At 36.8% G+C, this 22,532-nt stretch carries 23 protein-coding genes, 1 tRNA gene, 2 other RNA genes and 1 pseudogene; 16 read left to right on the forward strand and 11 right to left on the reverse strand.

Annotated features, from left to right (window positions below; all coding sequences use genetic code 11):
- Positions 1-272: 272 nt before the first annotated feature.
- On the forward strand, positions 273-1,097 hold the full coding sequence (locus SAY88_RS17895) for an ion transporter (RefSeq protein WP_332633527.1): 825 nt from the start codon (positions 273-275) through the stop codon (positions 1,095-1,097).
- A 49-nt stretch (positions 1,098-1,146) separates the two neighbouring features.
- On the opposite strand, the gene SAY88_RS17900 is transcribed toward SAY88_RS17895, so the two are convergent.
- Entirely contained in the window at positions 1,147-2,139 is a 993-nt protein-coding gene (locus SAY88_RS17900) for a LysM peptidoglycan-binding domain-containing protein (protein ID WP_332633528.1), read from the reverse strand.
- A 273-nt stretch (positions 2,140-2,412) separates the two neighbouring features.
- On the opposite strand from SAY88_RS17900, the gene SAY88_RS17905 reads away from it, so the two are divergent.
- The gene (locus tag SAY88_RS17905) at positions 2,413-3,357 is read left to right on the forward strand and encodes a sugar ABC transporter substrate-binding protein (RefSeq protein WP_332633529.1); all 945 of its coding nucleotides are present in this window, start codon (positions 2,413-2,415) and stop codon (positions 3,355-3,357) included.
- A gap of 42 nt (positions 3,358-3,399) precedes the next feature.
- On the opposite strand, the gene guaC is transcribed toward SAY88_RS17905, so the two are convergent.
- Together guaC and SAY88_RS17915 are read right to left on the reverse strand one after the other, a co-directional pair.
- The gene (gene guaC, locus SAY88_RS17910; protein ID WP_332633530.1) at positions 3,400-4,383 is read right to left on the reverse strand and encodes a GMP reductase; all 984 of its coding nucleotides are present in this window, start codon (positions 4,381-4,383) and stop codon (positions 3,400-3,402) included.
- A gap of 226 nt (positions 4,384-4,609) precedes the next feature.
- A pseudogene (locus SAY88_RS17915) lies at positions 4,610-4,899 on the reverse strand (aldo/keto reductase); the annotation flags it as partial.
- 385 nt (positions 4,900-5,284) lie between these two features.
- Between SAY88_RS17915 and ssrS the strand changes: the two are divergent.
- The 3 genes from ssrS to SAY88_RS17930 all read left to right on the forward strand — a co-directional run bounded on the left by ssrS (position 5,285) and on the right by SAY88_RS17930 (position 5,844).
- Positions 5,285-5,466: non-coding RNA, 6S RNA (gene ssrS, locus SAY88_RS17920), on the forward strand.
- Between the two features lie 14 nt (positions 5,467-5,480).
- Positions 5,481-5,745: signal recognition particle sRNA large type (ffs, locus tag SAY88_RS17925), an RNA gene on the forward strand.
- Positions 5,746-5,760: 15 nt separating this feature from the next.
- Positions 5,761-5,844: transfer RNA gene (locus tag SAY88_RS17930), tRNA-Leu, on the forward strand.
- Between the two features lie 27 nt (positions 5,845-5,871).
- Here SAY88_RS17930 and SAY88_RS17935 read toward each other — a convergent pair.
- Positions 5,872-6,237 (reverse strand): winged helix-turn-helix transcriptional regulator, encoded by a 366-nt coding sequence (locus tag SAY88_RS17935; RefSeq protein WP_332633531.1) that lies wholly within the window; start codon positions 6,235-6,237, stop codon positions 5,872-5,874.
- 128 nt (positions 6,238-6,365) lie between these two features.
- Here SAY88_RS17935 and SAY88_RS17940 point away from each other — a divergent pair, with 128 nt between their 5' ends.
- From SAY88_RS17940 to SAY88_RS17950, 3 genes are all read left to right on the forward strand, one after another.
- On the forward strand, positions 6,366-7,253 hold the full coding sequence (locus tag SAY88_RS17940; protein ID WP_332633532.1) for a VOC family protein: 888 nt from the start codon (positions 6,366-6,368) through the stop codon (positions 7,251-7,253).
- Entirely contained in the window at positions 7,254-7,655 is a 402-nt protein-coding gene (locus tag SAY88_RS17945; protein ID WP_332633533.1) for a DoxX family protein, read from the forward strand.
- 204 nt (positions 7,656-7,859) lie between these two features.
- On the forward strand, positions 7,860-9,074 hold the full coding sequence (locus SAY88_RS17950; RefSeq protein ID WP_332633534.1) for a NupC/NupG family nucleoside CNT transporter: 1,215 nt from the start codon (positions 7,860-7,862) through the stop codon (positions 9,072-9,074).
- Positions 9,075-9,266: 192 nt separating this feature from the next.
- On the opposite strand, the gene SAY88_RS17955 is transcribed toward SAY88_RS17950, so the two are convergent.
- Complete coding sequence (locus SAY88_RS17955; protein WP_332633568.1) at positions 9,267-10,661, reverse strand: protoporphyrinogen oxidase; 1,395 nt, start codon at positions 10,659-10,661, stop codon at positions 9,267-9,269.
- Between the two features lie 256 nt (positions 10,662-10,917).
- On the opposite strand from SAY88_RS17955, the gene SAY88_RS17960 reads away from it, so the two are divergent.
- Positions 10,918-11,079, forward strand: a complete 162-nt coding sequence (locus tag SAY88_RS17960) for a hypothetical protein (protein WP_332633535.1) — start codon at positions 10,918-10,920, stop codon at positions 11,077-11,079.
- A gap of 52 nt (positions 11,080-11,131) precedes the next feature.
- On the opposite strand, the gene SAY88_RS17965 is transcribed toward SAY88_RS17960, so the two are convergent.
- On the reverse strand, positions 11,132-11,758 hold the full coding sequence (locus tag SAY88_RS17965) for an FMN-dependent NADH-azoreductase (protein ID WP_332633536.1): 627 nt from the start codon (positions 11,756-11,758) through the stop codon (positions 11,132-11,134).
- 297 nt (positions 11,759-12,055) lie between these two features.
- Positions 12,056-12,493: a MarR family winged helix-turn-helix transcriptional regulator gene (locus SAY88_RS17970; protein WP_332633537.1), complete on the reverse strand. Its 438-nt coding sequence runs from the start codon at positions 12,491-12,493 to the stop codon at positions 12,056-12,058.
- A 222-nt stretch (positions 12,494-12,715) separates the two neighbouring features.
- Here SAY88_RS17970 and SAY88_RS17975 point away from each other — a divergent pair, with 222 nt between their 5' ends.
- Complete coding sequence (locus tag SAY88_RS17975) at positions 12,716-12,871, forward strand: hypothetical protein (protein ID WP_332633538.1); 156 nt, start codon at positions 12,716-12,718, stop codon at positions 12,869-12,871.
- Positions 12,872-13,041: 170 nt separating this feature from the next.
- Here SAY88_RS17975 and SAY88_RS17980 read toward each other — a convergent pair whose 3' ends face one another.
- From SAY88_RS17980 to SAY88_RS17990, 3 genes are all read right to left on the reverse strand, one after another.
- Positions 13,042-13,437, reverse strand: coding sequence for a (deoxy)nucleoside triphosphate pyrophosphohydrolase (locus tag SAY88_RS17980; RefSeq protein WP_332633539.1), 396 nt, complete (start codon positions 13,435-13,437; stop codon positions 13,042-13,044).
- Between the two features lie 157 nt (positions 13,438-13,594).
- Positions 13,595-13,792, reverse strand: coding sequence for a hypothetical protein (locus SAY88_RS17985; RefSeq protein ID WP_332633540.1), 198 nt, complete (start codon positions 13,790-13,792; stop codon positions 13,595-13,597).
- Positions 13,793-13,866: 74 nt separating this feature from the next.
- On the reverse strand, positions 13,867-14,637 hold the full coding sequence (locus SAY88_RS17990; protein WP_332633541.1) for an AraC family transcriptional regulator: 771 nt from the start codon (positions 14,635-14,637) through the stop codon (positions 13,867-13,869).
- A 202-nt stretch (positions 14,638-14,839) separates the two neighbouring features.
- Here SAY88_RS17990 and SAY88_RS17995 point away from each other — a divergent pair, with 202 nt between their 5' ends.
- From SAY88_RS17995 to SAY88_RS18020, 6 genes are all read left to right on the forward strand, one after another.
- On the forward strand, positions 14,840-15,601 hold the full coding sequence (locus tag SAY88_RS17995; RefSeq protein WP_332633542.1) for a sugar phosphate isomerase/epimerase family protein: 762 nt from the start codon (positions 14,840-14,842) through the stop codon (positions 15,599-15,601).
- A gap of 209 nt (positions 15,602-15,810) precedes the next feature.
- Entirely contained in the window at positions 15,811-16,077 is a 267-nt protein-coding gene (locus SAY88_RS18000; RefSeq protein ID WP_332633543.1) for a hypothetical protein, read from the forward strand.
- 127 nt (positions 16,078-16,204) lie between these two features.
- The gene (locus tag SAY88_RS18005; protein WP_332633569.1) at positions 16,205-17,881 is read left to right on the forward strand and encodes a ribonuclease J; all 1,677 of its coding nucleotides are present in this window, start codon (positions 16,205-16,207) and stop codon (positions 17,879-17,881) included.
- A 380-nt stretch (positions 17,882-18,261) separates the two neighbouring features.
- Entirely contained in the window at positions 18,262-19,071 is an 810-nt protein-coding gene (locus tag SAY88_RS18010) for a histidinol-phosphatase (protein WP_332633544.1), read from the forward strand.
- A 272-nt stretch (positions 19,072-19,343) separates the two neighbouring features.
- A complete protein-coding gene (locus SAY88_RS18015; RefSeq protein ID WP_332633545.1) occupies positions 19,344-19,733 on the forward strand; it encodes a tautomerase family protein in 390 nt (129 codons plus the stop codon).
- A 148-nt stretch (positions 19,734-19,881) separates the two neighbouring features.
- Complete coding sequence (locus SAY88_RS18020; protein WP_332633546.1) at positions 19,882-21,612, forward strand: ABC-ATPase domain-containing protein; 1,731 nt, start codon at positions 19,882-19,884, stop codon at positions 21,610-21,612.
- 235 nt (positions 21,613-21,847) lie between these two features.
- Here SAY88_RS18020 and SAY88_RS18025 read toward each other — a convergent pair whose 3' ends face one another.
- Complete coding sequence (locus tag SAY88_RS18025) at positions 21,848-22,360, reverse strand: acyl-CoA thioesterase (protein WP_332633570.1); 513 nt, start codon at positions 22,358-22,360, stop codon at positions 21,848-21,850.
- Positions 22,361-22,532: the final 172 nt, after the last annotated feature.

The following is a 22,532-nucleotide window of genomic DNA, read 5'->3' on the forward strand; positions in this document are numbered from 1 at the left end:
GTGGCGGAATTGGCAGACGCGCTAGACTTAGGATCTAGTGTCTTATGACGTGGGGGTTCGACTCCCTTCACCCGCATTATGAATGACAACAATACTTCTTTGAGTTTAATGTATTCAAAGATATAACCCCTTGAACTTGTTCAGTTTGAGGGGTTTTTGCTTAACTGTTCATAAAATTGCCATCGATTATCATAGCACTATACTCATTTATTTAAAGCGGTAACTGGTATAATAATATAAATTGAAATAGAAAGGAAAAGTGATTGATTCAAATGGAAATACAAAAACAACAAGAAGTAAATAATAATCGTTCATTTAGAACGATCATTAGACAATTGGTAGAACATAAATACTTTCAACCGATAGTTATTGCAATTATCTTTTTTAACGGTCTAATTATCGTTACTGAGACGTATTTGACTGGTAACAGCCTATTGCTAGCTATAGATAGAATCATTGTTTGGATATTTGTGCTAGAGTTAATCGTGAAAATTATTGGTCTTGGTTTCAAAGGGTATTTCTCCGATAGGTGGAATCTCTTTGATTTTAGTATTGTAATAGGGAGTTTACTGTTTTATTCAACTCCTTTTGTGAGTGTCCTAAGACTAATAAGGGTATTGCGTTTGATTAGAATGATTCCTGCAATACCTGCATTGAGAAAAATAATTGATTCATTGATGAAATCAGTACCAGCCTTAACGGGTATTTTAGGTCTTTCGATCTTAATCTTTTCTATATATGCGATCATTGGAACAACCTTTTTTAGTGAAGTGCTACCATACGAGTTTTTTGGAAGCTTTCATACAGCTCTCTTTACGTTAATGCAAGTCGTAACGTTTGAATCGTGGGCAAGTCAAGTAGCAAGACCGATTATTAATGAGGTGCCTTGGGCTTGGGTCTATTTTGTATCGTTCATCATAATTGGTGCATTAGTTATTTTAAATCTTGTAGTCGCAGTAATCTTAAGTTATTTGGGCCAAGATGATGAAGTAAAACGAGAGGAACAAATGGATCGATTATATAAAGACAATCAAGAATTAAAGAAAGATATTCAAGAAATCAAACAATTAATTCTTAATCGAAATAACAATAACTAATAAACAGGCGCACCCCTATTTTGGAAGGGGAGCGCCTGTTTAATTATTTTTAGTCTATTGTTGCTAAGATTTCTTCTATCTTACTGGATACTAGAGGATAAAAATGCTTCTTTGCATCGTTTGTGGAATTGCCACCGAAAAAATTGGTACCGGGACAAGTTTTAACATTATAATCTGGTCCGTTATCTAACACTCTTTCCTTTGTTTGTAAATTCCACCAATGATGATAAGTAATACTGTCAATTGAAGGGGTTAAGCCGAACTTAATACAAAGCAGGGCAGTAATGTAAACAATTGTATCCTGCTGTTCCTTAGTCATTACATCGTGACCTAGATCAAAGTTGCCAATATTTTCGATTGTTAACCCTACTGAATTCGCCGTTGGTCCAATTGAACCTTCTGGGGCAATGTTAAATGGTCTAGATACAGCTACTTTTCCATCAGGGAAGGTCGTTATGTTTTGCGCGATATTTTGCCAGCCCATTTCCTTCTTATGAAAGTTCTCCATACTTTGTAACATTTGAAAGTGGTTTGTACCTTTAAATTGCTCATAAGAAGGTAACCATGTGTGGTGTTGTTGGATGATACGAATATCACGATTAAATTGATTGTTAAATAGCCAATCCCTAAATTCTTCCTTAGACATAAGGATATGTTGTCCTTGCATGGTCATTTTTTTAGGAGAAACTTTTAATATTTGCCCTGCAAATAGCTCATCAGAAACGAGTCCATTTGCTTTTTTTATGGTATCTACTGAAGAATGGTAAGTTGAGGCAATGGTCTGTAGTGTTTCTCCTGTTACAACTTCATGCATTATTGGTACCCATAATTTTTGTTCAACAAATAGAGAATCGGATTGCAAACCATTTGTTAGCTTAAGCTCCTCTATGGTAGTATCAAATTTATTTGCAATTTCAGGTAACGTATCGCCAGCTTTTACTACATAAAGGTTGTTAGGGCTATTATAAGCTGCATGAACAGGAAGTATATTCATGAACATGATTAAGATTAAACTCCAGACGAGGATAAGATTTTTCTTCATTGTTTTATTTCCTTTCATGTTAACAGTGCACAGTCGCAAAGCATCCTAGAATTTTCCTTTTTGACAATTATAGTTTGTAAAAGTTAAAAGAAATTATTCTAATATTTACAAGAAGAAAGTCGTCATTTTGTTTACCTTTATTTTCTGATATATTTTACTGGATTAAAGAGAGCAAAATAGATATTATGGAATAGTACATGAACTAACTCAACTTTATTTAGTATATGAACAGGGAAAACTGATGAGCTCTATTAGTAAGGGAAGGAGGGTACCATGAAGGCAAGAATTATAATTATTATTTCGTGTAGTATGGTTTTGGCTCTATCAATAGGCTACCTGGCTAAAACATTCGCAAAAGACAAACCCTCAGTAGTTGTTGTACTGAGAGATCTAAATTCACAATATTGGGAAATTGTAAAAGCAGGTGCAGAAAAAGGGTTTCGTGATTTTGGAATAAATGGAAAAGTGTTAGCGACTGCAAATGGATGGGGGGAAGAACAAAGTGAATTGTTAAAAGAGGTTCTCCATGACAGTCCAGATGTTTTGATTGTTTCACCTACCTACGCCCCTTTGACTCTTCCAATAATGGAAGAATTCGTTGAAAATAATATACCTGTATTATTATTGGATACCGACCATCCATGGGGTGAAAAAACAGCATACATAGGAACCGATAACTTTGATTTAGGGAGAAAAGCTGGATTTTTACTTGCGTCCGAGCTTCAGCCAGGAGATAAAGTTGCCATAATTGGTGGAGACGTAAATAGTCCAGTCTCAGGTGAGAGAATTGCTGGTGCACATGAAAGTTTTGATGCAGTACATATTGAAGTAGCGACACAAAGAGTAAATTTAATGAATCGTTCACCACTTGTAAAAGAAGCGGTGGAAAATATCTTACTACTTCATCCAGATGTAAAAGCGATTATGGCAACAAATGATGTTCTTGCTTTACAAGCTATAGAGGTAATTAAAGAAAATGGTTTTACAATTCCCGTTACAGGAGCGGATGGAACCATAGAGATGGTTGAACTTATTGAAGAAGAAGTGCTGCCCGGTACAGTGGCACAAAATCCTTATGATATGGGCTATCTTAGCGTAGAAATGGCTGATAGAGTGATTAATGGAGAAGTTGTAGAAAACATCGATAGTGGTGTAGATATTATTATTAAAGGAAATGCAAAGGCTCGATTAGATTTTTTGAAGGATTTGTTGAAGTAGAGAAGAGGAAGAGCAAATAATGCCTTCCTCTTCTTTCTGCTTTCAATAAACTTTATCCCCGTTAAAGATTGAATTCTTAACGATGACATAATCTACATGACGAATTGCGTCCAGCTTGTTTCCACCAGCATAAGAAATGGAAGATTGGAGGTCTTGCTCCATTTCAATTAATGTATCATTTAAGCTTCCTTTATGCTCTACGTACATCTTCTTGCCTTCAACATTCCTCTTTTCACCTTTTTGAAATTCTGAAGCTGAACCGAAGTATTCTTTGCAGAGCTTTCCATCTTTCTCAATGCTTTTTCCTGGAGACTCTTCATGACCAGCAAATAAAGAACCAATCATGACCATCGATGCGCCAAATCGAATGGATTTAGCGATATCTCCATGTGTACGAATTCCTCCATCAGCGATAATCGGTTTAGTGGCTGCTTTTGAACACCAGCGTAAAGCTGCTAATTGCCAACCGCCAGTTCCGAATCCAGTTTTAATCTTCGTAATGCATACCTTTCCCGGACCAATGCCGACTTTTGTTGCGTCAGCACCAGCATTTTCTAATTCTCTTACGGCTTCAGGGGTTCCGACATTTCCTGCAATCACAAAACTAGCAGGAATGTTTTTCTTAATGTGCTGAATCATTTCTATTACAGCATTTGAATGACCGTGTGCAATATCAATGGTAATGTACTCTGGAGAAAGCTTTTCATCTGCTAATTGGTTAATGAAAATGTATTCATCCTCTTTAACGCCAACACTTATTGAAGCTAGCAAGCCCCGTGAATGCATTTCTTTAATAAAAGGTATACGCTTTTCTGGTTCAAATCGATGCATGATATAGAAGTAACGGTTTTCCGCTAAAAAAACCGCGATCTTTTCATCAATAATCGTCTGCATATTCGCAGGTACAACTGGTAATTTAAATGTATGCCCACCAAAATTAACAGACGTATCGCATTCAGAACGGCTCTTTACTATACTTTTTGCTGGGATTAATTGTATATCTTCGTAGTCAAACACATTATCCATGTACTACACCCCTAAGAAATTGTAAACATTAGTTTTTATTAGTTTGGTGAAACTTCGAGAAAGTATCCTTGTAAACGCCAATTTCGAATTTATTTATCCTTCATTTTTTTGAAGAAATGAGTAACGAGTTGAGGGGAGAGGGAATTGGAAATGAAGAAGTGAAACAATAAAAAAATTTTTTATAAATAATAAACAATAAAGCTCTATTTTCTCTTCACGTAGTATCCATGCTAAGGCCATTTGCGCTAGAGATGACAAGCTCACGATAAGGAGCAAAATCTGTTTTTAATAATGCACCAAACATTTCTTCTGCAGACCCAGGCAGTGGACCGTAGTTGTTCGCTAAATCGAAGTGTGTAATTCCTAAATCAAATGCTCGGCGAAGTATGGCAATGAGTTAACTCCTCCAAAAATGTGCCATAATCCAAGGGAAAGGGCAGGTAGTAGTAAGCCTGAATGCCCGTAGCGACTATATTTCATCGAGTTGTAACGTTCTTTACTAGCTTGATAGATCATTATAAACTCCTTTGAAATGCATTATAAACTCCTTTGAAATGTATTTTCTTATAAACGTTCAAATTAGATCGATGTTGTTATGCGTATGTACATATAAATATATGAGACTTTACGAAAATCTAAAAATAGGTTTAGATTACTCCTTTCAAAATGGATTTATAGACCTCATATAAAGTTATAAAAAAGTCTGAAAAAAAGAAAGTAGCTTTAAAGGAGGGAATGATTAGACATTCTTTGAAAAATATACTAGTTGCAATGTTATTAACGCGGAATTATAATCGTTATGTGTAAGAAAGTTTTATAAAAAACTAATTAAACAAAAAGTATTGCGCGGAATTGATTAATATGTTATTATTGTAGTTGATTGATATCGCAATTAGCTAAACATATCCTACAATGTACGTAAGCCCTTTTTGTTTTAAACCTTACTGTTTTATCGGGATTCTTACATTTGTTGACTGGTGCCAAGCCTGACTGTGATCAGGATCGCAGGATGTTAACATGCGGAACCCCACCTGCTTTAGCGGGTTTTAAAACAGCTAGGGAGACGGCATAGGTGGGAATAAATATTTATATACATACCGTGCTAGATGGGGAGTTGGCGGTGCCCTGTAACCCGCAATCCGCCTTAGCGGGGTTGAATTCCTATTAGCGGTATGGTTCATGTGAGGTTCGCCTTGAGCAAGCGGTGTTGACTATTGGGGTCTGCGCAACAGAAACCTATGAATCTGGTCAGGTCCGGAAGGAAGCAGCCATAAGTAGATTCTTCTGTGTGCCGCAGGTTGCCCTGATTGAGCTAGCTACTTCAGTTACACTTATGTGACCATATCAATCATAGGTGCACGGTTATTTTGATATTAAGCGGTTGTGGCGGAATGGCAGACGCGCTAGGTTGAGGGCCTAGTGGGGGTTGACCCCGTGGAGGTTCGAGTCCTCTCAACCGCATTAAACACAAGAAAAGAGGGTAAGGTGCTAAGCGTGCTCCTTACCCTCTTTTCTTGTGTTTTTTATTTGTTCTTCATTACGTGTAGCTAAATGTGCCGCATGAGCAGCTCCCCATTCGCTCATCATATCTAAAATAGGGATAAGGCTTTTGCCATGTTCAGAGAGAGAATACTCTACCTTTGGCGGTATTTGTGCATAGACCTTTCTTGTTACAAGGTCATGATCTTCCAGCTCTCGTAATTGAGATGTGAGCATCTTTTGTGTAATGCCAGGAATTTCTCTTTTTAACTCGTTAAACCTCATCGTTTCATTATTCAATAAAGGGAATAATAATTTGTGTTTCCATTTACCCACTATTGCTTCTAAAGCATTATTTACTTGGCATTCAGACAATTTAGCAACCCCCTATAGTTTCCTTTTGTATACTATACCACTTTTAAGTGCGTACTTATCAATTTGTCTTATATATATCATAATAGCATTATTCCATCACCAATTATTATCATAAAGGAGGAGAAAAGATGACTTTCGAATTACATCCTAACACGCAACTAGGGCCTGTTAAATTAAAAGTGAGTAATTTAGAGCGGTCCATTACTTTTTATAAAGAAATCATTGGTTTTGATATTCTTAATCAGACGGAACAAAAAGCAGAACTTACGGCAGATGGTAAAGAGACATTGCTTATTTTAGAAGAAGTACCGAGTGGAAGTGTCTATCGTCCGGGGACAACACTTGGTCTATATCATGTAGCGATTTTATTACCGGAGCGTAGTGATTTAGGATTGTTTTTAAAGCAAATGATTGAGAAAAGAATAGAGATTGGTTCTGCGGATCATTTTGTCAGTGAAGCGATCTATCTTTCGGATCCAGACTTCAATGGTCTTGAAATTTATCGAGATCGTCCAAGAAAGGGTTGGACAAAAGTATCTAGAGGAGATTACACGATGGTAACGGAGCGAATCGATGTGGAGGGCTTACTAGAGTCAGCAGGTGAGGACGTTTGGCAAGGCTTACCGCCTAAAACAAAGATTGGACATATTCATTTACATGTTCGTGATCTAAAAGAAAGCCAGGATTTTTATAAATCACTAGGCTTTGATATAACAGTTGGCAACATGACGAATGTAGGTATGCTTTTTCTTGCAGCTGGAGGATACCATCATCACATTGGTGTAAATATTTGGGCGGGACCCAATGCCTTGGTTAGACCAAAAAATGCAGTAGGCCTTGCTTATTATACCGTTATGTTACCGAATCAAGTTGAGCTAACGAAGTTAATTACGCACTTGAAAGCTGTTGGAGAAAAACCAGTAGAACAAGGAAATGGTGTGTGGATAGTTCAGGATCCGGTAGGTATAGAAATACATTTAACGACAGAATCGCAAAAGAATATGGAGGAAAAGTAGATGAAAAGAAGTGAAGTAGGTTTATTTATTGTTCGAATTGTATTAGGAATGACGTTCTTTTTACATGGGTTAGAAAAATTTCAAAATGGAATTAGCAATATTGCAGGATGGTTCGAAAGTATTGGATTACCTGGATTTTTAGCATATATTGTTGCAGTGATTGAATTGGTAGGCGGTGTTATGATGGTACTTGGAATTGGAACGCGGATTGTTGGTATCTTATTTGCATTAGTGATGGCAGCAGCAATTATTACAGTGAAACTACCTTTAGGGTTTTTGGATGGATTTGAATTAGATGTTGTTTTACTTGCCATGTCTATTCAGCTAGCGATTACTGGAAGTGCGTTTTTATCAGTAGGTCAAAGAATGGGATTAACGAAGGAATCTGATGTAAATCTTTAAAAGGAATATTCATATAAGGGAGGGGGTGATTCCAAAAGGTAAACAAACCTTTTGGAATCACCCCCTCTGATTAATTAGTAAAAGATATAGTTGAGGTGACGAAGACCTTTTTCGTTTATTTTACTTGTTATGAAACATACTAAAGGTAGCTTTAGCTAGTTACATAAAAAAGAGATAACTCTTTTTAGAAAGAGAGGTAAGCGAATGAACTTTGTTTGGGGTATTTTTGGCATTTTGACAATCTTTGCTATTGCTTTTCTTTTTTCTAATAATAAGAAAGCTATTAACTTGCAAACTATTTTAGGTGGATTAGCAATTCAAGTTGGTTTTGCCGTCATAGTCTTAAAGTGGGAAACTGGCTTTGCGTTCTTACAATGGCTGACATTAGGGATCGCAGCCATTATTGATTATGCAAACGAAGGGATTGACTTTTTATTTGGAGGACTTTTTCAGGCTGAGGGAATGGGCTTTGTTTTTGCAATAGAAGTCTTAAGCATCGTCATTTTCTTTTCAGCTTTAATTGCTATTCTTTATTATGTAGGAATTATGCAAAAAGTGATACAGATTCTCGGTGGTTTCTTATCTAAAGTTCTTCGTACTAGTAAAACGGAATCTATGTCGGCAGCAGCGAATATTTTCGTTGGACAGACTGAAGCACCACTTGTTGTACGCCCTTATCTTGAAAAGATGACGAAATCGGAATTATTCGCCGTAATGACGGGTGGACTTGCATCGGTTGCTGGGTCCGTATTAATTGGATATTCTTTGCTTGGTGTACCACTAGAGTATTTGCTTGCTGCTAGTTTTATGGCTGCACCTGCTGGGTTAATTATGGCTAAAATGATTATGCCGGAAACCGAGAAATCGGAAACCTCAGACAAAGTGATGGTAGACAGAGACATGGAATCGGCCAATGTGATTGATGCAGCTGCTCGAGGTGCAAGTGTCGGTTTAACATTAGCTTTAAATATTGGGGCAATGCTTTTGGCGTTTATCGCTTTGATTGCTTTGGTTAATGGAATTTTAGGCATGATTGGCGGATGGTTTAAGTTTGAAGGTTTAACATTAGAACTCATCCTTGGGATCGTGTTTGCCCCGATCGCTTTTGCAATTGGCGTACCATGGCAAGAAGCCGTGGTGGCTGGTGGATTTATTGGACAAAAGATTGTGTTGAATGAGTTTGTTGCATATGCTGCTTTTGCTCCGCAAATGGATGAGCTATCAGATAAAACTGTAGCTGTGATCAGTTTTGCGTTATGTGGATTTGCTAATATATCTTCTGTTGCAATATTACTTGGGGGCTTAGGAAAGCTAGCCCCTAGTAGAAGAACAGATATAGCTAAGCTTGGGATGAAGGCTGTCGTAGCAGGAGTCCTTGCTTCATTATTAAGTGGTGCGATTGCTGGGATGTTGTATTAGGCAAAAGCAAATGAGAAGAAAAGTAAACACTAGGTGGAGGAGCAGAGCCGTAAAAAGTAGGGCATAGGGAAAGCAGGGAACTAAGTAGAAGAACTACAGCCGTAAGCCAAGATAACAAAAAAGCAGGGCTTCAGGAAGAAACTCTGAAGCCCAAAAGGAATCAACGAAGTAAATGGTTACCCATGCCTGAGGTTATCTCGTTAAAAGAGTCTCCCAAATCTTCTCTGCTGTGTCCTTTCCATTTTTTATACAAGCGCCAATCCCAACACCATAATATGAACAACCTGCGAGAATGACATTTGGAAATTCTGATTGCATTTTCTCGTTTAGCCGAGCAATGGCTTCATTGTGATTGAGGTGGTAGTTAGGCATTAGCTGATCCCAATTTGTTACGTCAACAGCTGTTGGCATCGCCTTAAGTCCCAAACTCTTCTCAACGTCTTTTAATGCTGTTTGAATGAGGTCAACATCATTCATCTGCTGCAGGGAGTGATAGGAAGGGTTTGAACTTTTATAAAAGAGGCGCACTAATAAGTTGTGCTTCTTGGATGTATGTGACCATTTGCGACTTGTCCACGTACACGCATCACAACTGACATCTTTACTATTAGACACAATAAAACCCGTCCCATCAGCAGGCAACTGCTTATCAGGAATATCAAATCCAAGATAGATACTTTTTAGTGATGAATTTGTTAATTTAGCAAATTCATCTTTTAATTCATTGTGATCTAACAACGGTTGAGTGACGTTATGAGGTGTCGTTAACACAACATAATCTGCTTGGATCGTTTCATGATTAGTAAAAGCAATGTGATAGTACTCTGTGCCTTTTGTGATCTTTGACGTGTTTACTCCTTTAAGAATAAGAGAATCTGTTAATTCAGCTTCCAGTCGGTCAATGATTGTAGAGAGTCCATTTTTAAAAGAGATGAACTTTTTATTGGATTGAGAGCTGAATTTTTGTTTGTTTTCAGATAAACCCTTGATGATGCTGCCGTATTGATTTTTATAATCAAGTATGTATGGAAGGGTTGAAGCGATACTTAGCTCGTTCAATTTTCCTGAATATACTCCTGATAATACAGGGGCAATTTGTTTTTCGACAAGTTCTTTCCCTAAGAAGTATTCGAGAAAATCCCCAATTGAACTATCCTTCGTAAATTGGTCATTCGGACTTTCTAAATCTTTAAGCGCTTCTTTTTTTCCTTTTTCTGACACCAATGTACTTTGAAACAATGATTCGACACTTAATGGAATTCCAAATATTGTGTCAGCAGGAATAGGGTGTAGCACATTGTCTATGTAAAGATACGATATCCCTGTAGAATTGTAGACAAGTTCATCTTCTAATTGCAAGTCCTCAATTAGAGGCATAACACTTTCATGTCTTGCAACGATTGAATCTGCTCCTGTTTCCATAATGAATTCTTCCTTGTGAACAGAGTGGATTTTACCTCCTAAATAATCATTTTGTTCGGCAAGAATTAACTTAACGTCTATGTTTTGCTCTCTTTTTAATTTTTGTAAGTAGTGCATGGTGGTTAGGCCTGTGATACCTCCACCAATTACAACGATTGTTTTCAGTGTTCTCACTCCTAATGTATAGATTCTTTTCATATTATAACGTATGGAACCCATGAATCCTCAATTTCTGTTTTCTTGACAACATACTGACACATTATCTAAAAACTTGGCTTTCCTTTCCAAATTTATTTTCCTGAAAAAATTTCTTTAAGAAAGAAGGTCGACATGATACCCGTGTTGAATACATGTTACAGAAACTTTTTTCGTGGTTATTTATAACTAGGATTAGGCGGAAATTGATAAGTGGAGTGATAATATGAGCAGGGAAGAGAGCAATAAGCCAGTATATTATGATGGGAGCGGGTTGCAAAACGTCACATTGAGAAATTCGTCCTATAAAGATTATGTCATTAAACCAGAGGGAGTAAATAAAGGGATCGTTTATCCATGCTTTCCTTATCTTGATTCTGATAAATAAACAAAACAAAGGGCTGGCGTACATTCGCGAGCCCTTTGTTTTTCATAAATGATTAAAATTCTTTTGCTACGTCTGCTGCTTGCTGCAAGCCTTTTTCAATAATCTCTTCCGCTTGGTCAGGGAATTGATTATGACCTTCAATGATAACCGTTTTAGGATTATCAATGCCCCAGAAGTTTAGCATAGTTTTCACATAGTTAACGGCCATTTCAGCTGCTTGCGCAGGTCCTTCAGAGTATACTCCGCCTCTTGCATTTAAAAGCGCGACTTCTTTATCGGTAAGCAAGCCCTGTGGACCTTCAGCCGTGTAACGGAATGTTTTGCCGGCTTGAGCTAAATAATCTAAATACGTGTGCAATACTGCAGGGACAGTGAAGTTCCAAAGTGGGAATGCAATGACAACTTTATCTGCTTCAAGGAATTGATTTAAATAACGATTGACGAGCTCTGTTGCATCTTGTTCAGAAGTCGTTAACTCCAACCCTTTTGAAAGTTTAAACATGCCATTAATCTTATCTGTATCGTAATAAGGTAAGTTTTCCTCAAATAGGTCAAGCTCTGTTATGACATCATCTGGGTTAGACTCTTTATATTGGTCGAGGAAAGTGTGGTAAAGTTTCACACTCACTGCCTGTTCGATCGGTCTTGAATTTGCCTTAATAAATAATACGTTTGCCATAATATAATACCTCCATTTAATAATGTTGCTATAGCAACAATTTGTGAAAAAGTAACTAGTACTTTTTTAGTGACTAAAGCAGTAAATAATATGCTGTCATTAAATCTAGGTGATAAGATATAGGTGCTATACATACTAACTACGATGCTTAGTATAAAATAAGATGAGAGCAATTGTCAATTAAGAAGTCTTGAAAAAGGAAAGAAGTTCTGTTTTGAAAGAGGGAATTTTCCTTATAACTTTAAAAAGGACAGCAGATCAAGTCTACAGCCCTTTTTAATTAAGAGTATAAAATGATTAATTATAGTACTCTCGTACATTTTGATTCATTTTCTCTAATAATGTCTCCATTAGTTGGAGCTCTTCCTCAGAGATCCCTTTGCAGATGACTTCATTAAATTCTTCGGCAATCGGAATGACTTTCTCACCTAGCTTTTTCCCACACGGAGTAAGGTAAAGCTTTAGAGACCGGCGGTCAATATTGCAGTTGCTTCTTTTAATAAAGCCTTTTTTCTCGAGACTTGAAGCCATGCGAGCGATATTTGTTTTATCCTTATCTAATTTGGTAACAAGTTGTTGTTGAGATAAACCGTCTTGTTCCCACAAGAGCATCATAATTAAATTTTGTTCTGGTGCGAGGTTGAAGGGATCTAATTTGGCTTTGACATAGCTAGTAAGATTTAAATCGGTCTTATGCAATTTAATGCTTATATACTCCTGGAATGTTAATTTCATAAATTCATCCCCTTGAAAATTAGATGCTATACATACTAAGTGAAACTTTAGTATAGGTAAAATGTATTTTTCAGTCAAATGTGATTTTCGCTGGCAGTAACAGGTATTTTATTAAAAGTATGAAACTAAATATGAATAAAGAGATTGATTGTAGAATGAGAGCTCTGAAATAGGTGAAAAACCTTACTTTTTCAATGGACTCTTGTAGAATGGAGGTTTTCAATGGATAAGCATAGAAAGGTATCTTTAGTGGTTTTGTTTGGGATTCCTTTATTCTTTTTGGTTCTCTCTCATATTACCGGTCGCTGGGCGTTCTTTTTAATAAGTTTGCCGCCGTGTTTCCTTGCTGGATTTACAGGATTTATTGTTTCAAAATAGCAAAAAAGCCATTCAAGTAATTCTTGAGAAAATGCACGTAAAAATGAGATAGTTAACTACCTATAAAAACGTCATTGAGTCTGACGAATCTTTATAAGGTAGAGTGATATTTATCTACACGCAGAACCATTGGATAAAATAAAATGAAGAATAGGGTGTATCAACAATTTCTATTTCTCTTCAATCAATTGCACAACTGCTGGCATATCTGCAGGTGCCCACTTTAACGAATGGAGGTTTTCTCGTTTTAGCCAAATGAGTTTGGAGTGCTCATTCGGGATAGGAGTCCCGTCTGTTATTTTCGCTGTGATTGCAAGAAGATTAATGGTAAAATCCTCATAATCATGGGTGTGGTCGTTAAATAAATCAATAGGTTCAACTTCGCAATGCAATTCCTCTTGAATTTCTCTTTTTAAAGCAGTGTATATGTCTTCATCCTTTTCAACTTTACCTCCGGGGAATTCCCACATGTTCGGGAGTAACATCTTTGGGGAGCGAAGAGCGCAGAGGATTTCTCTGTGATCGTTTTCAATAATGGCTGCAACGACTTTAATTGTTTTTTTCATGGAAGGGCCTCCTTCATATTTGGTGGTTGTACAGTAAATTGTGGGAGCTGGACAGAAAAGCAGCTATTTTCAACAACATGCCTGCTTAAGGCAGAGTGCTCAAGGGTTTTTTAAATGAAAAATAGGAGCTGTTGCACAGCTCCACCATACTAAGAAGTTATTTCAGCTTTTCTCCTTCTTTAATTAAGAAATCAACCATTCTTCCTACCCCTTCGTAATCTAATTCATATGAAGCGGCTTTTATTTCTTCATAGATTAGGAGGTCAATTACTCCGTCTCGGTCGAGGTCTTCCCATTTGTTCTCTTTGTCTAATTGTGCCAACTGTGATTTAATTCGGTTTAGTGCTTTACCCATTCAATACCCTCCTCAGCATAATCCTTATCATCTCTTATTATATTAACATTTATTTCAAAGAAAAAAAGCATAGTCTATTCCTCGCGTCTAAGTGCACCGGGAGCTTTTCCGTATTTCATCTTAAACACTTTGTGAAAATACGTGTAACTGCCGAATCCACAATTTTCTGCGATTTGATCGAGTGGCATGGATGTGTATTTCATTTGGTCTTTCGCTGCAGCTAGACGAATTTCTTGTGCGTACTCGATCATCGTTTTTCCGACGTATTCTTTGAATAAATGAACAGCTCGAGATACGCTTAATTCCACATGTTCTGCAACCTCTTGGATTTTAAAAGAGGTCAAGGCTTGTTCTTCAATAAATCGCATCATCCGAGTAACGATAGGTGGTCGATCTAACGAAGTGTTTGTTTCATTTGCTGCACGTTCTAAATACAAACATAGAGCCATCATCAAATAATTTTTTAGTTCTTTATTTTCCGCTGTAGACGGCCTGCGTTCTTCAATAATGATTTGTCGCCATAAGCTAAGGATTTTTTCATCTAAATGAATTCGCGAAATACTCGGTTTTTTTGATCGCTTCCACCACTCATCAAGCCATGGTCCATTACAAAACACATAAAAATCTCCGCTGTTTTGCCCTTCTTCTATTTTTAATTCATAGTCATCACCTGGTTTGAGAAGGATAAGGTCACCTTTTTCTGCATCTATAGCTTTTCCATTAATAACGATTTGACAGGTGCCTTCTGTTTGTAGACGAAACAAATAATCTTGTAAACCAAATTTATACGAGGAGTAAAAAGGTTTTGAGTGAAAAGAAAAACTACACACTCCAATATGTAACATTATAGATTCTCCTTTAGAAAATAGCAAAATAGTTGATGTTTTAATCATATCATTTATTTGCAAAAATCTATAAATGATTTAAGATGAAGGCAAATGAGTGATATATATTGAATCTGGAGAGGGAGTAAGCAGAGAAGGTACTGTTTTTTTTATAACGAAAAGATTAAGCGTTCATAAAAATAAACTGAAATGAGGGTGTATTGTGAAGGGAATTCCAGTAGCTGTTCAAATGTTTACGTTGCGTGAAGAAAGTCAGAAGGATTTTGCGGGTACGTTAAAAAAAGTGGCGGAGCTTGGTTATGATGGAGTGGAATTTGCTGGTTACGGCGGGCTTTCAGCTATAGAAGTCAGAGCTTTATTAGATGGTCTAGGTCTAAAAGCCACAGCGAGTCATGTTCCATTAGCTGAATTAAAGAATAACTTGAAACAAGTGATTGAAGATCAAAAAACTCTTGGCAGTCAATTTATTGTGTGTCCTTATTTAATGCCGGATGAACGAAGTGAGGAAAATTATAAATCACTTATTTCGTTTTTAAATGAAGCAGGAGAAACGTGCAAACGTGAGGGGATTACACTTTGCTATCATAATCATGATTTTGAGCTTGAGCCATTGCAAGATGGAAGAAAGGCGCTGGAAGCGATTTTTGATGATGTAAGTGCAGATCACCTTCAAACGGAGCTTGACGTGTATTGGTTAACAAAAGCTGGCGAAAATCCAGTAGAATGGATTAACCGTTATAAAGGACGCACTCCGTTGGTGCACTTAAAAGACATGACAACAGATGGGGAGCAATTTTTTGCAGAGCTTGGAACAGGTGGAGTAAATATTGAGGCTGTCTTAGCGACAGGTGAAGAAGCGGGTGTCGAGTGGTGGGTTGTCGAACAAGATGTAAGTCGTCACACCCCATTAGAGAGCATTGAAATTAGCATAAATTACTTGAAAACGATAGGCTTGATAAATTGAAGATATGTTTGATGATAGATAGGTTCTCTTCTATAGAATATAGTGGAGAGCCTTTTTGTATTTGAAGGGTTTATCTTAATTGTTTCAGGACAATCTAAACCATTTATTTAACAAACAATTAAAAGTGTAGCCAGACTTCTCATTTATCATTAATATTTTCATCAAATTAAGTCATAATAACTAAAAAACATTTTTGGAGCGAGTAAATCATGACAAATATAAACGGCCATATCATATCAGGTGAGTTCAACCGAGAAACAAATGAATTTTTGTTACAAAAAGTAAAGAATCAGGACACAATATCGGTGATCAAAGAAAGGCAGTTTTCAAGGCTGTATCGTTATTTAAAAGAGCATGAAGATAGTGAAGGGAATCAAATCATCACATTGTATGACCAAATGCTTATTCCCTTAAATCAAAATGAGGTAAAGCAATTGTTAAATGATCTTGAACAGATACAACCTCTTTATCATTAATATGGAAATTTGGGTCGCAATAAAATCATTCCTGGCAAATCTAATTTGTTCAAACCTTTAAACTATTTATAAATGAAAATAGAAACGACCATACTAACACTACCATTAACGAAAAGGGAGGTTATGTATCTTGAGTAATGAACAGTCATTATCCATTTTTGCATTAGGTGGATTAAATGAAATCGGAAAGAATATGTATGCGATAGAATATAGAAATGATATCATCCTTGTTGATTGTGGGAACAAGTTTCCTGATGAAAGCTTATTAGGTATTGACTTAATTATCCCAGATATCACTTACCTATTAGAAAACAAAGAGAAAGTTCGAGCATTACTTGTAACGCACGGACATGAAGACCATATAGGAGGCATTCCTTTTTTCTTGAAGGAAATCAATGTCCCCGTTTATGCAACACGCTTTACACTAGGGTTGATTGAATTAAAGCTAAAAGAACATAAAATACTATCGGAAACAGAATTGATTGAAATTGACGACCGCTCAAATATAAATTTTAACGAAATCACTGTTGAGTTCTTTAAAGTTACACATAGCATCCCGGATTGCTTAGGAATCGTCTTCAATACTCCAGAGGGAAAGGTTGTACATACCGGTGACTTTAAGTTTGATTTAACCCCTGCCAAACAAGATGAGCAATCGGATATTCATAAAATGGCTGAGATCGGCAAGGAAGGTGTTTTGCTCCTCTTATCGGAAAGTACAAATGCTGAACGTCCTGGTTCTACACCATCTGAGCAGGTGGTTGGAAGACATGTGGAGGAAGCTTTTATAAAGGCTGAGCGGAAAGTTATTCTTGCGACTTTTGCATCTAATATTAGTCGTGTGCAGCAAGTTGTCGATGCTGCACAAAAAACAAATCGTAAGCTAGCGTTATTAGGGCGGAGCATGATTAATGTTGTAGAAGTTGCAATAGAACGAGGGTACTTAACGGTACCTGAAGGAATGATCATTGATCAACAGGAAATAAATAAAATGGATCCAGAGAGAGTGGCAATTTTATGCACAGGAAGTCAAGGAGAACCGATGGCTGCGCTTGCACGTTTATCAACTGGAAACTTCCGGGGTGTTGAGATTTTGCCAGGGGATACTGTCATTTTTGCTGCTGGTCCGATTCCCGGAAATGAACGTAGTGTCACAACAATCGTAGATAATTTCTTCGCGCTTGGTGCTAAAGTCATTTATGGATCGGGAAGTTCATCCGGTATGCATGTTTCTGGTCATGGTTACTCAGAGGATTTAAAGTTGATGCTCACATTAATGAGACCGAAATATCTAATTCCTATTCATGGAGAATATCGGATGCTCCATCAACATCAACTGTTAGCAGAGTCTGTAGGGGTAGAAGAAGGAAATACGTTTATTATGAACAATGGCGATGTCTTGGAAATTAAGGACTCTATAGCAAACCAAACCCGAAAAATACCAGCAGGAAACACCTATGTTGATGGAATCGGTGTTGGTGATGTAGGCGACCTTGTATTGCGAGACCGTAAACAACTTTCAGAAGACGGAATGCTCGTAATCGTTGTTACAATGAGTAAAACGGAAAAAAGGTTAATAGGACGGCCTGATGTCATTACACGTGGCTTTGTGTATGTAAGTGATTCAGAAGAACTGCAAAAAGAGATGAATCGATTAATTACAATAACAGTAAACGAGCTATTAGAATCAAGGAAATATCAATGGAATGTTATGAAACAAAGCATTAAAAAGACGATAGGGCAATACTTATTTAAGCATACGAAAAGTAAGCCGATGATTCTTCCAATCATCATTGAAATCTAATAAGAAAGTAGACGCTAGTCATTTCCGAGTAGCGTCTATTTTAGATTCAAGACCGCTTTAGATCTTTGTAATTTGTGAATTTTTGGTTTGGGCAGTGGTTGCATGTTCTGTTAAAAAGAGAGGGACGATAGGATTGGGGCGATACGAAGTATCAATAATAGAAAAACTTCCATTGTATACCATTAGAAACGTATTCATTTAACCAAATAGTTTTTGACTAGATCAAGTATTTTTTTGTCAAAAAAGCATATGAATTTAATTAGCTATATAATATCATCCAAGCAATTGGATGGTTTTTAAAATAAATAAATGTTAATCTTCCTTTGTAATGAAGGTTCAAAAACCAAGTTAAAACAGTTCTCAAATTGAAAGGAGTAATTATGACAAAATTTGACTTACATACACACAACCAAATGTGCGGACATGCTATTGGTACAATTGAAGATTATGTAAAAGCAGCGATTGATAAAGAGCTTAAAATGATTGGTATTTCTGATCATGCCCCGTATTTTCACAGTGAAGAGGATCATCCAAAACCAGGGATTACCATGGCTAAATCTCACTTTAATCGTTATGTAAATGAGGTGTTACGATTAAAAGAGGAGTATGCAGATCAAATTGAAGTTTTATTAGGGATTGAAAGTGACTTTTTTCCACAACATAGTACGGTGTATAAACAATTTTTAGATGAGTACCCGTTTGATTATTTGATTGGATCTGTGCATTTTGTTGATGAAATTAGTATCTTTAGAAAAGGACGATGGGAAGGTTTATCAAACGAAGAGAAAGTAAAAACGAAAGAACGCTATTATCATCTAATTGAACAATCGGCAAGCAGCGATATGTTTGATATCCTAGGTCATATTGATGCAATGAAAGGTTTTTATCCAGAATTCTCTAATATACAAGTCGATGCGATAGATAAGACGTTACAAGTTATTGGAGAATATGAAAAAGTAATTGAAATTAATACATCTGGCAAAACGAAGGATTGTGGAGGATGGTATCCCGCTGATGAAATATTAGAAAGGGCTCTTTATTTTAACGTTGGAGTGACTTTTGGTTCTGATGCACATGATCCTGATCGAGTCGGTGATGAGTTTGAAGAAGTGCAGAAGCGCTTGAAAGAAATTGGATTTAAAGAGTTACATTATTTTAGAAACAGAGAGAAGTATTCTGTTTCCATTTAGCGGAAAAGGTAGTGTGAGATGCCTTGTTACATAACCTTTTCAGCGTTTTGGGAACTATTTTGACATCAGTCTGACACTGGACATGTAGGAAAAATTAAGTTTTATTTATGTCACTAGTTTCCATCTATCAATGAAAGGGTACAGTTTTATAGAACGTAATTCTAACTATGTAAGCAAGTTGTCATAATTCGAAAACGAAAAAGAGGGATTTTGACGAATTTCACCGAAAAAAATTAGGAAAGATAGAAGTAAAAATGTTGGAGGGCCTATTTATGCCACTACTTAGATTTGATGTAATTGAAGGACGTAGTAAAGAAGATTTGAAAAAACTGCTGGATGCTGCTCATGAAGCGATGTTGCAAGCGTTTGAAGTACCGGAAAGAGATCGTTATCAAATAGTTCACCAACACCCAGCTCATGAAATGATCATTGAAGATACTGGGCTTGGTTTCGAGCGAAGTGAGGATATAGTTGTTATTAGTGTAACAAGTAAGCAAAGAACGGAAGAACAAAAACAAAAATTGTATAAGCTTATAGTAGAGAAGCTTGGTGAAAAGTGTGGAATCGAACCTAACGATATTATGATTAATATTGTTACAAATGGAGATGCCGATTGGAGCTTTGGTATGGGGGAGGCGCAATTTTTAACAGGGAAATTGTAAATGAACATGAAGTAAGCTGGAGGTTGGTTCCGGCTTATTTTTTTTGAAGTTCCCTTCTTTAGTCATTTAGTTTACTAGAAATAATATCCATAAATAGGTACACTAAAAATACGAAAAAACGACCAGAGAAAGTAAGAGGAGGCAAATTGTGGAAGCGTTAAAGGAAAGTTTGAAACGAATCGATCAAAAAGGATACAAAGCATACAAGGACATCCAAGGAACGTATCAGTTCCCCCATTTTCAATTACATATAGATTACGTTCAAGGCGATCCATTTGCAAGTCCATCAAAAATCCGTATCGTATTACCAAGTGCGAAAACAAAAATAAGTTCAACATGGACAAATACGAATAGTCGTAAAGTTGTATGTGAAGATTTAATTGCCAGAAAGGTTCAAGCAGTGCTTGGAAAAGTACATAAAAAAATAGAAGGTTCTGGAAAAAGTGGTCTGGTGTTGATTGATGCACCTCATCAAAAAGTTATTGAACGAACAGCGGTTCAATTGGATGATGCACACATTACGATTTGTCTATCAATTGGGTTACCGGCAAATGGGAGAAGAGTTTTAGCTAAAGAAGCAAATAAGCTTTTCTTTCAAGTGATCCCAAATGTCGTTGATCAGTCAGTGTATAGGGTCCGAGAAGATGAAGTTATAAAGGCAGTTTGTTTAAGTGATCAGCAACAAACGGTCAGGAAGTATCTTAAGGATAATGGATATATCGCTTTTATTGGTAATGGAGCGATCTTACCAAGAGCAAGTGGTGTAAGCGATAGACCGATGAAAAAAGGTGTTATTGCTTTTCAAAGCCCTAAAGAAATGGAAATCTCCATTCCCGTCCCACACCGAGAACAACCACTTGTAGGTATGGCAATTAAAAAAGGAATTACAGTTATTGTTGGTGGGGGTTATCACGGGAAATCAACGTTGTTACAGGCGATTGAACATGGGATTTATGATCATATCGAAGGTGATGGAAGAGAGTATGTGATTACTGATGAGGCGGCTGTGAAAATTCGTGCTGAGGACGGACGTAGTATAGCAAAAGTGAATATTTCACCATTTATTGGGAAGCTGCCAAATGGAAAAGATACAGAGCATTTTTCAACTGAAAATGCCAGTGGCAGCACATCTCAAGCGGCAAATATTATCGAAATGCTTGAAGCGGGCGCCAAAACGATCTTAATTGATGAAGATACAAGTGCGACGAATTTTATGATTCGTGATGCGCGTATGCAAGCATTAATTGCGAAAAATTCAGAACCGATCACACCATTTGTTGATAAGGTGGGCTTATTAAGAGATGATTATAACGTTTCAGCAATTTTAGTAATGGGTGGATCAGGTGATTATTTTGATGTGGCAGACCGAGTGATCAAAATGGATCAATATGTCCCTTTTGATGTAACGGAGGAAGCAAAGAACATTGCCGAAACAATACAGGTGAAACGAAAAAATGAAGGTGGCGATACCTTTGGGCCCATTCAAGAGAGAATCCCTATTGCAAAGAGCTTACATAGCAAAAAAGGGACTAAGCATAAAGTAGCCACACGTGGAAGACATCAAATTCAATACGGAACGACAGATATATACTTGCATGCTGTAGAGCAGCTCGTAGACGAAAGCCAAACGAGAATGATTGCGGAAATCTTGTTTTATTTAGAAAGAAACGACGTATTAAAAAAAGAGATGCCGGTGAACCAAATATTGAGCTTCATTGAAGAAGAAATGCAACAAAAAGGACTTGGCTTTGTTACAACTCATAAGGGACATCCAGGTGAAATGGCACGACCGCGTCGATATGAACTTGCCGCGGCACTAAACCGATTGAGAACATTGGAGTGTATAACAAATACGTATCAAAAGGGTAAAAGCATCTAGTAACGTAGTGATTTTTTCAGACGAAAAAGGATCAAGGTTCGATAATGGATTATTAGGAAGTCAGGCTATGTCAGGTGAGCTTAATACGACAGTAGCAGGGATCTCGCTTCATGACGGTGCCATCAAATATTAGCAAGAACAAGGGTTACTTGACTAGATTAATAACAAAGAATAAAAAAGAGGAACCATTCATGTAATGATTGGTTCCACTTTTTTATTCGACTAGGAAGGTAACTTATTGCCAAGGTTTGGCCGTAGTAATAAAATTAGCTAACTCTTTACTTCTTGCACGGTGCTCCTTGCGTTTTTCCGCTCTTTCTTTCCCTGTTTCATATAATTTAATTTCTTCCTCAGTTTCTGGAATGACTTGTGGAACTTTGGTAGGTTTGCCATTTTCATCAAGTGCAACAAAGGTTAAAAAGGCGGTTGCAGCAATTTTTCGATGACCTGTTATCAAATTTTCTGCGATAATTTTCACAAAAACCTCCATTGAACTCGTTCCGGTATATGTAACAAAGGAGATGAAATTAACGGAATCTTTAGGAGTAATAGGGGAGAGAAAATCAACTGAATCCGTAGAAGCTGTTACACATTCCTTTCGAGAATGTCTTGTTGCTGAAATGGAGGCGATCATATCAACATCACTCATTAATTTACCACCAAATAACGTATTGTGATTATTTACATCATTCGGAAAGACTCTGCTTGTTCTCACAACTTTTGATTCACTTACAAATTTTGAATCCATCATAAATTCATCCATTCTTAAATTATTTGTTATTATCCATTCTTACCTAATATTGTCTTGGATAAGAATGGATTCATTATAACAGATAATTAATAGAATTCAGAAAGTATATACATATTTAAATTACATGTAGTAAGAGGCTATAAAGAAAGTAAAGACAACCTAAGTAAAA

It is taken from the genome of Halalkalibacter flavus, from assembly GCF_036663575.1.
Lineage (GTDB): Bacteria > Bacillota > Bacilli > Bacillales > Bacillaceae_D > Halalkalibacter > Halalkalibacter flavus.

Coding starts and splice junctions, on each gene's coding strand:
- SAY88_RS17895 (WP_332633527.1), top strand. CDS start 273: ATGGAAATACAAAAACAACAAGAAGTAAATAATAATCGTTCATTTAGA.
- SAY88_RS17900 (WP_332633528.1), bottom strand. CDS start 2,139: ATGAAGAAAAATCTTATCCTCGTCTGGAGTTTAATCTTAATCATGTTC.
- SAY88_RS17905 (WP_332633529.1), top strand. CDS start 2,413: ATGAAGGCAAGAATTATAATTATTATTTCGTGTAGTATGGTTTTGGCT.
- guaC (WP_332633530.1), bottom strand. CDS start 4,383: ATGGATAATGTGTTTGACTACGAAGATATACAATTAATCCCAGCAAAA.
- SAY88_RS17940 (WP_332633532.1), top strand. CDS start 6,366: ATGACTTTCGAATTACATCCTAACACGCAACTAGGGCCTGTTAAATTA.
- SAY88_RS17945 (WP_332633533.1), top strand. CDS start 7,254: ATGAAAAGAAGTGAAGTAGGTTTATTTATTGTTCGAATTGTATTAGGA.
- SAY88_RS17950 (WP_332633534.1), top strand. CDS start 7,860: ATGAACTTTGTTTGGGGTATTTTTGGCATTTTGACAATCTTTGCTATT.
- SAY88_RS17960 (WP_332633535.1), top strand. CDS start 10,918: ATGAGCAGGGAAGAGAGCAATAAGCCAGTATATTATGATGGGAGCGGG.
- SAY88_RS17965 (WP_332633536.1), bottom strand. CDS start 11,758: ATGGCAAACGTATTATTTATTAAGGCAAATTCAAGACCGATCGAACAG.
- SAY88_RS17970 (WP_332633537.1), bottom strand. CDS start 12,493: ATGAAATTAACATTCCAGGAGTATATAAGCATTAAATTGCATAAGACC.
- SAY88_RS17975 (WP_332633538.1), top strand. CDS start 12,716: ATGGATAAGCATAGAAAGGTATCTTTAGTGGTTTTGTTTGGGATTCCT.
- SAY88_RS17980 (WP_332633539.1), bottom strand. CDS start 13,437: ATGAAAAAAACAATTAAAGTCGTTGCAGCCATTATTGAAAACGATCAC.
- SAY88_RS17985 (WP_332633540.1), bottom strand. CDS start 13,792: ATGGGTAAAGCACTAAACCGAATTAAATCACAGTTGGCACAATTAGAC.
- SAY88_RS17990 (WP_332633541.1), bottom strand. CDS start 14,637: ATGTTACATATTGGAGTGTGTAGTTTTTCTTTTCACTCAAAACCTTTT.
- SAY88_RS18000 (WP_332633543.1), top strand. CDS start 15,811: ATGACAAATATAAACGGCCATATCATATCAGGTGAGTTCAACCGAGAA.
- SAY88_RS18010 (WP_332633544.1), top strand. CDS start 18,262: ATGACAAAATTTGACTTACATACACACAACCAAATGTGCGGACATGCT.
- SAY88_RS18015 (WP_332633545.1), top strand. CDS start 19,344: ATGCCACTACTTAGATTTGATGTAATTGAAGGACGTAGTAAAGAAGAT.
- SAY88_RS18025 (WP_332633570.1), bottom strand. CDS start 22,360: ATGGATTCAAAATTTGTAAGTGAATCAAAAGTTGTGAGAACAAGCAGA.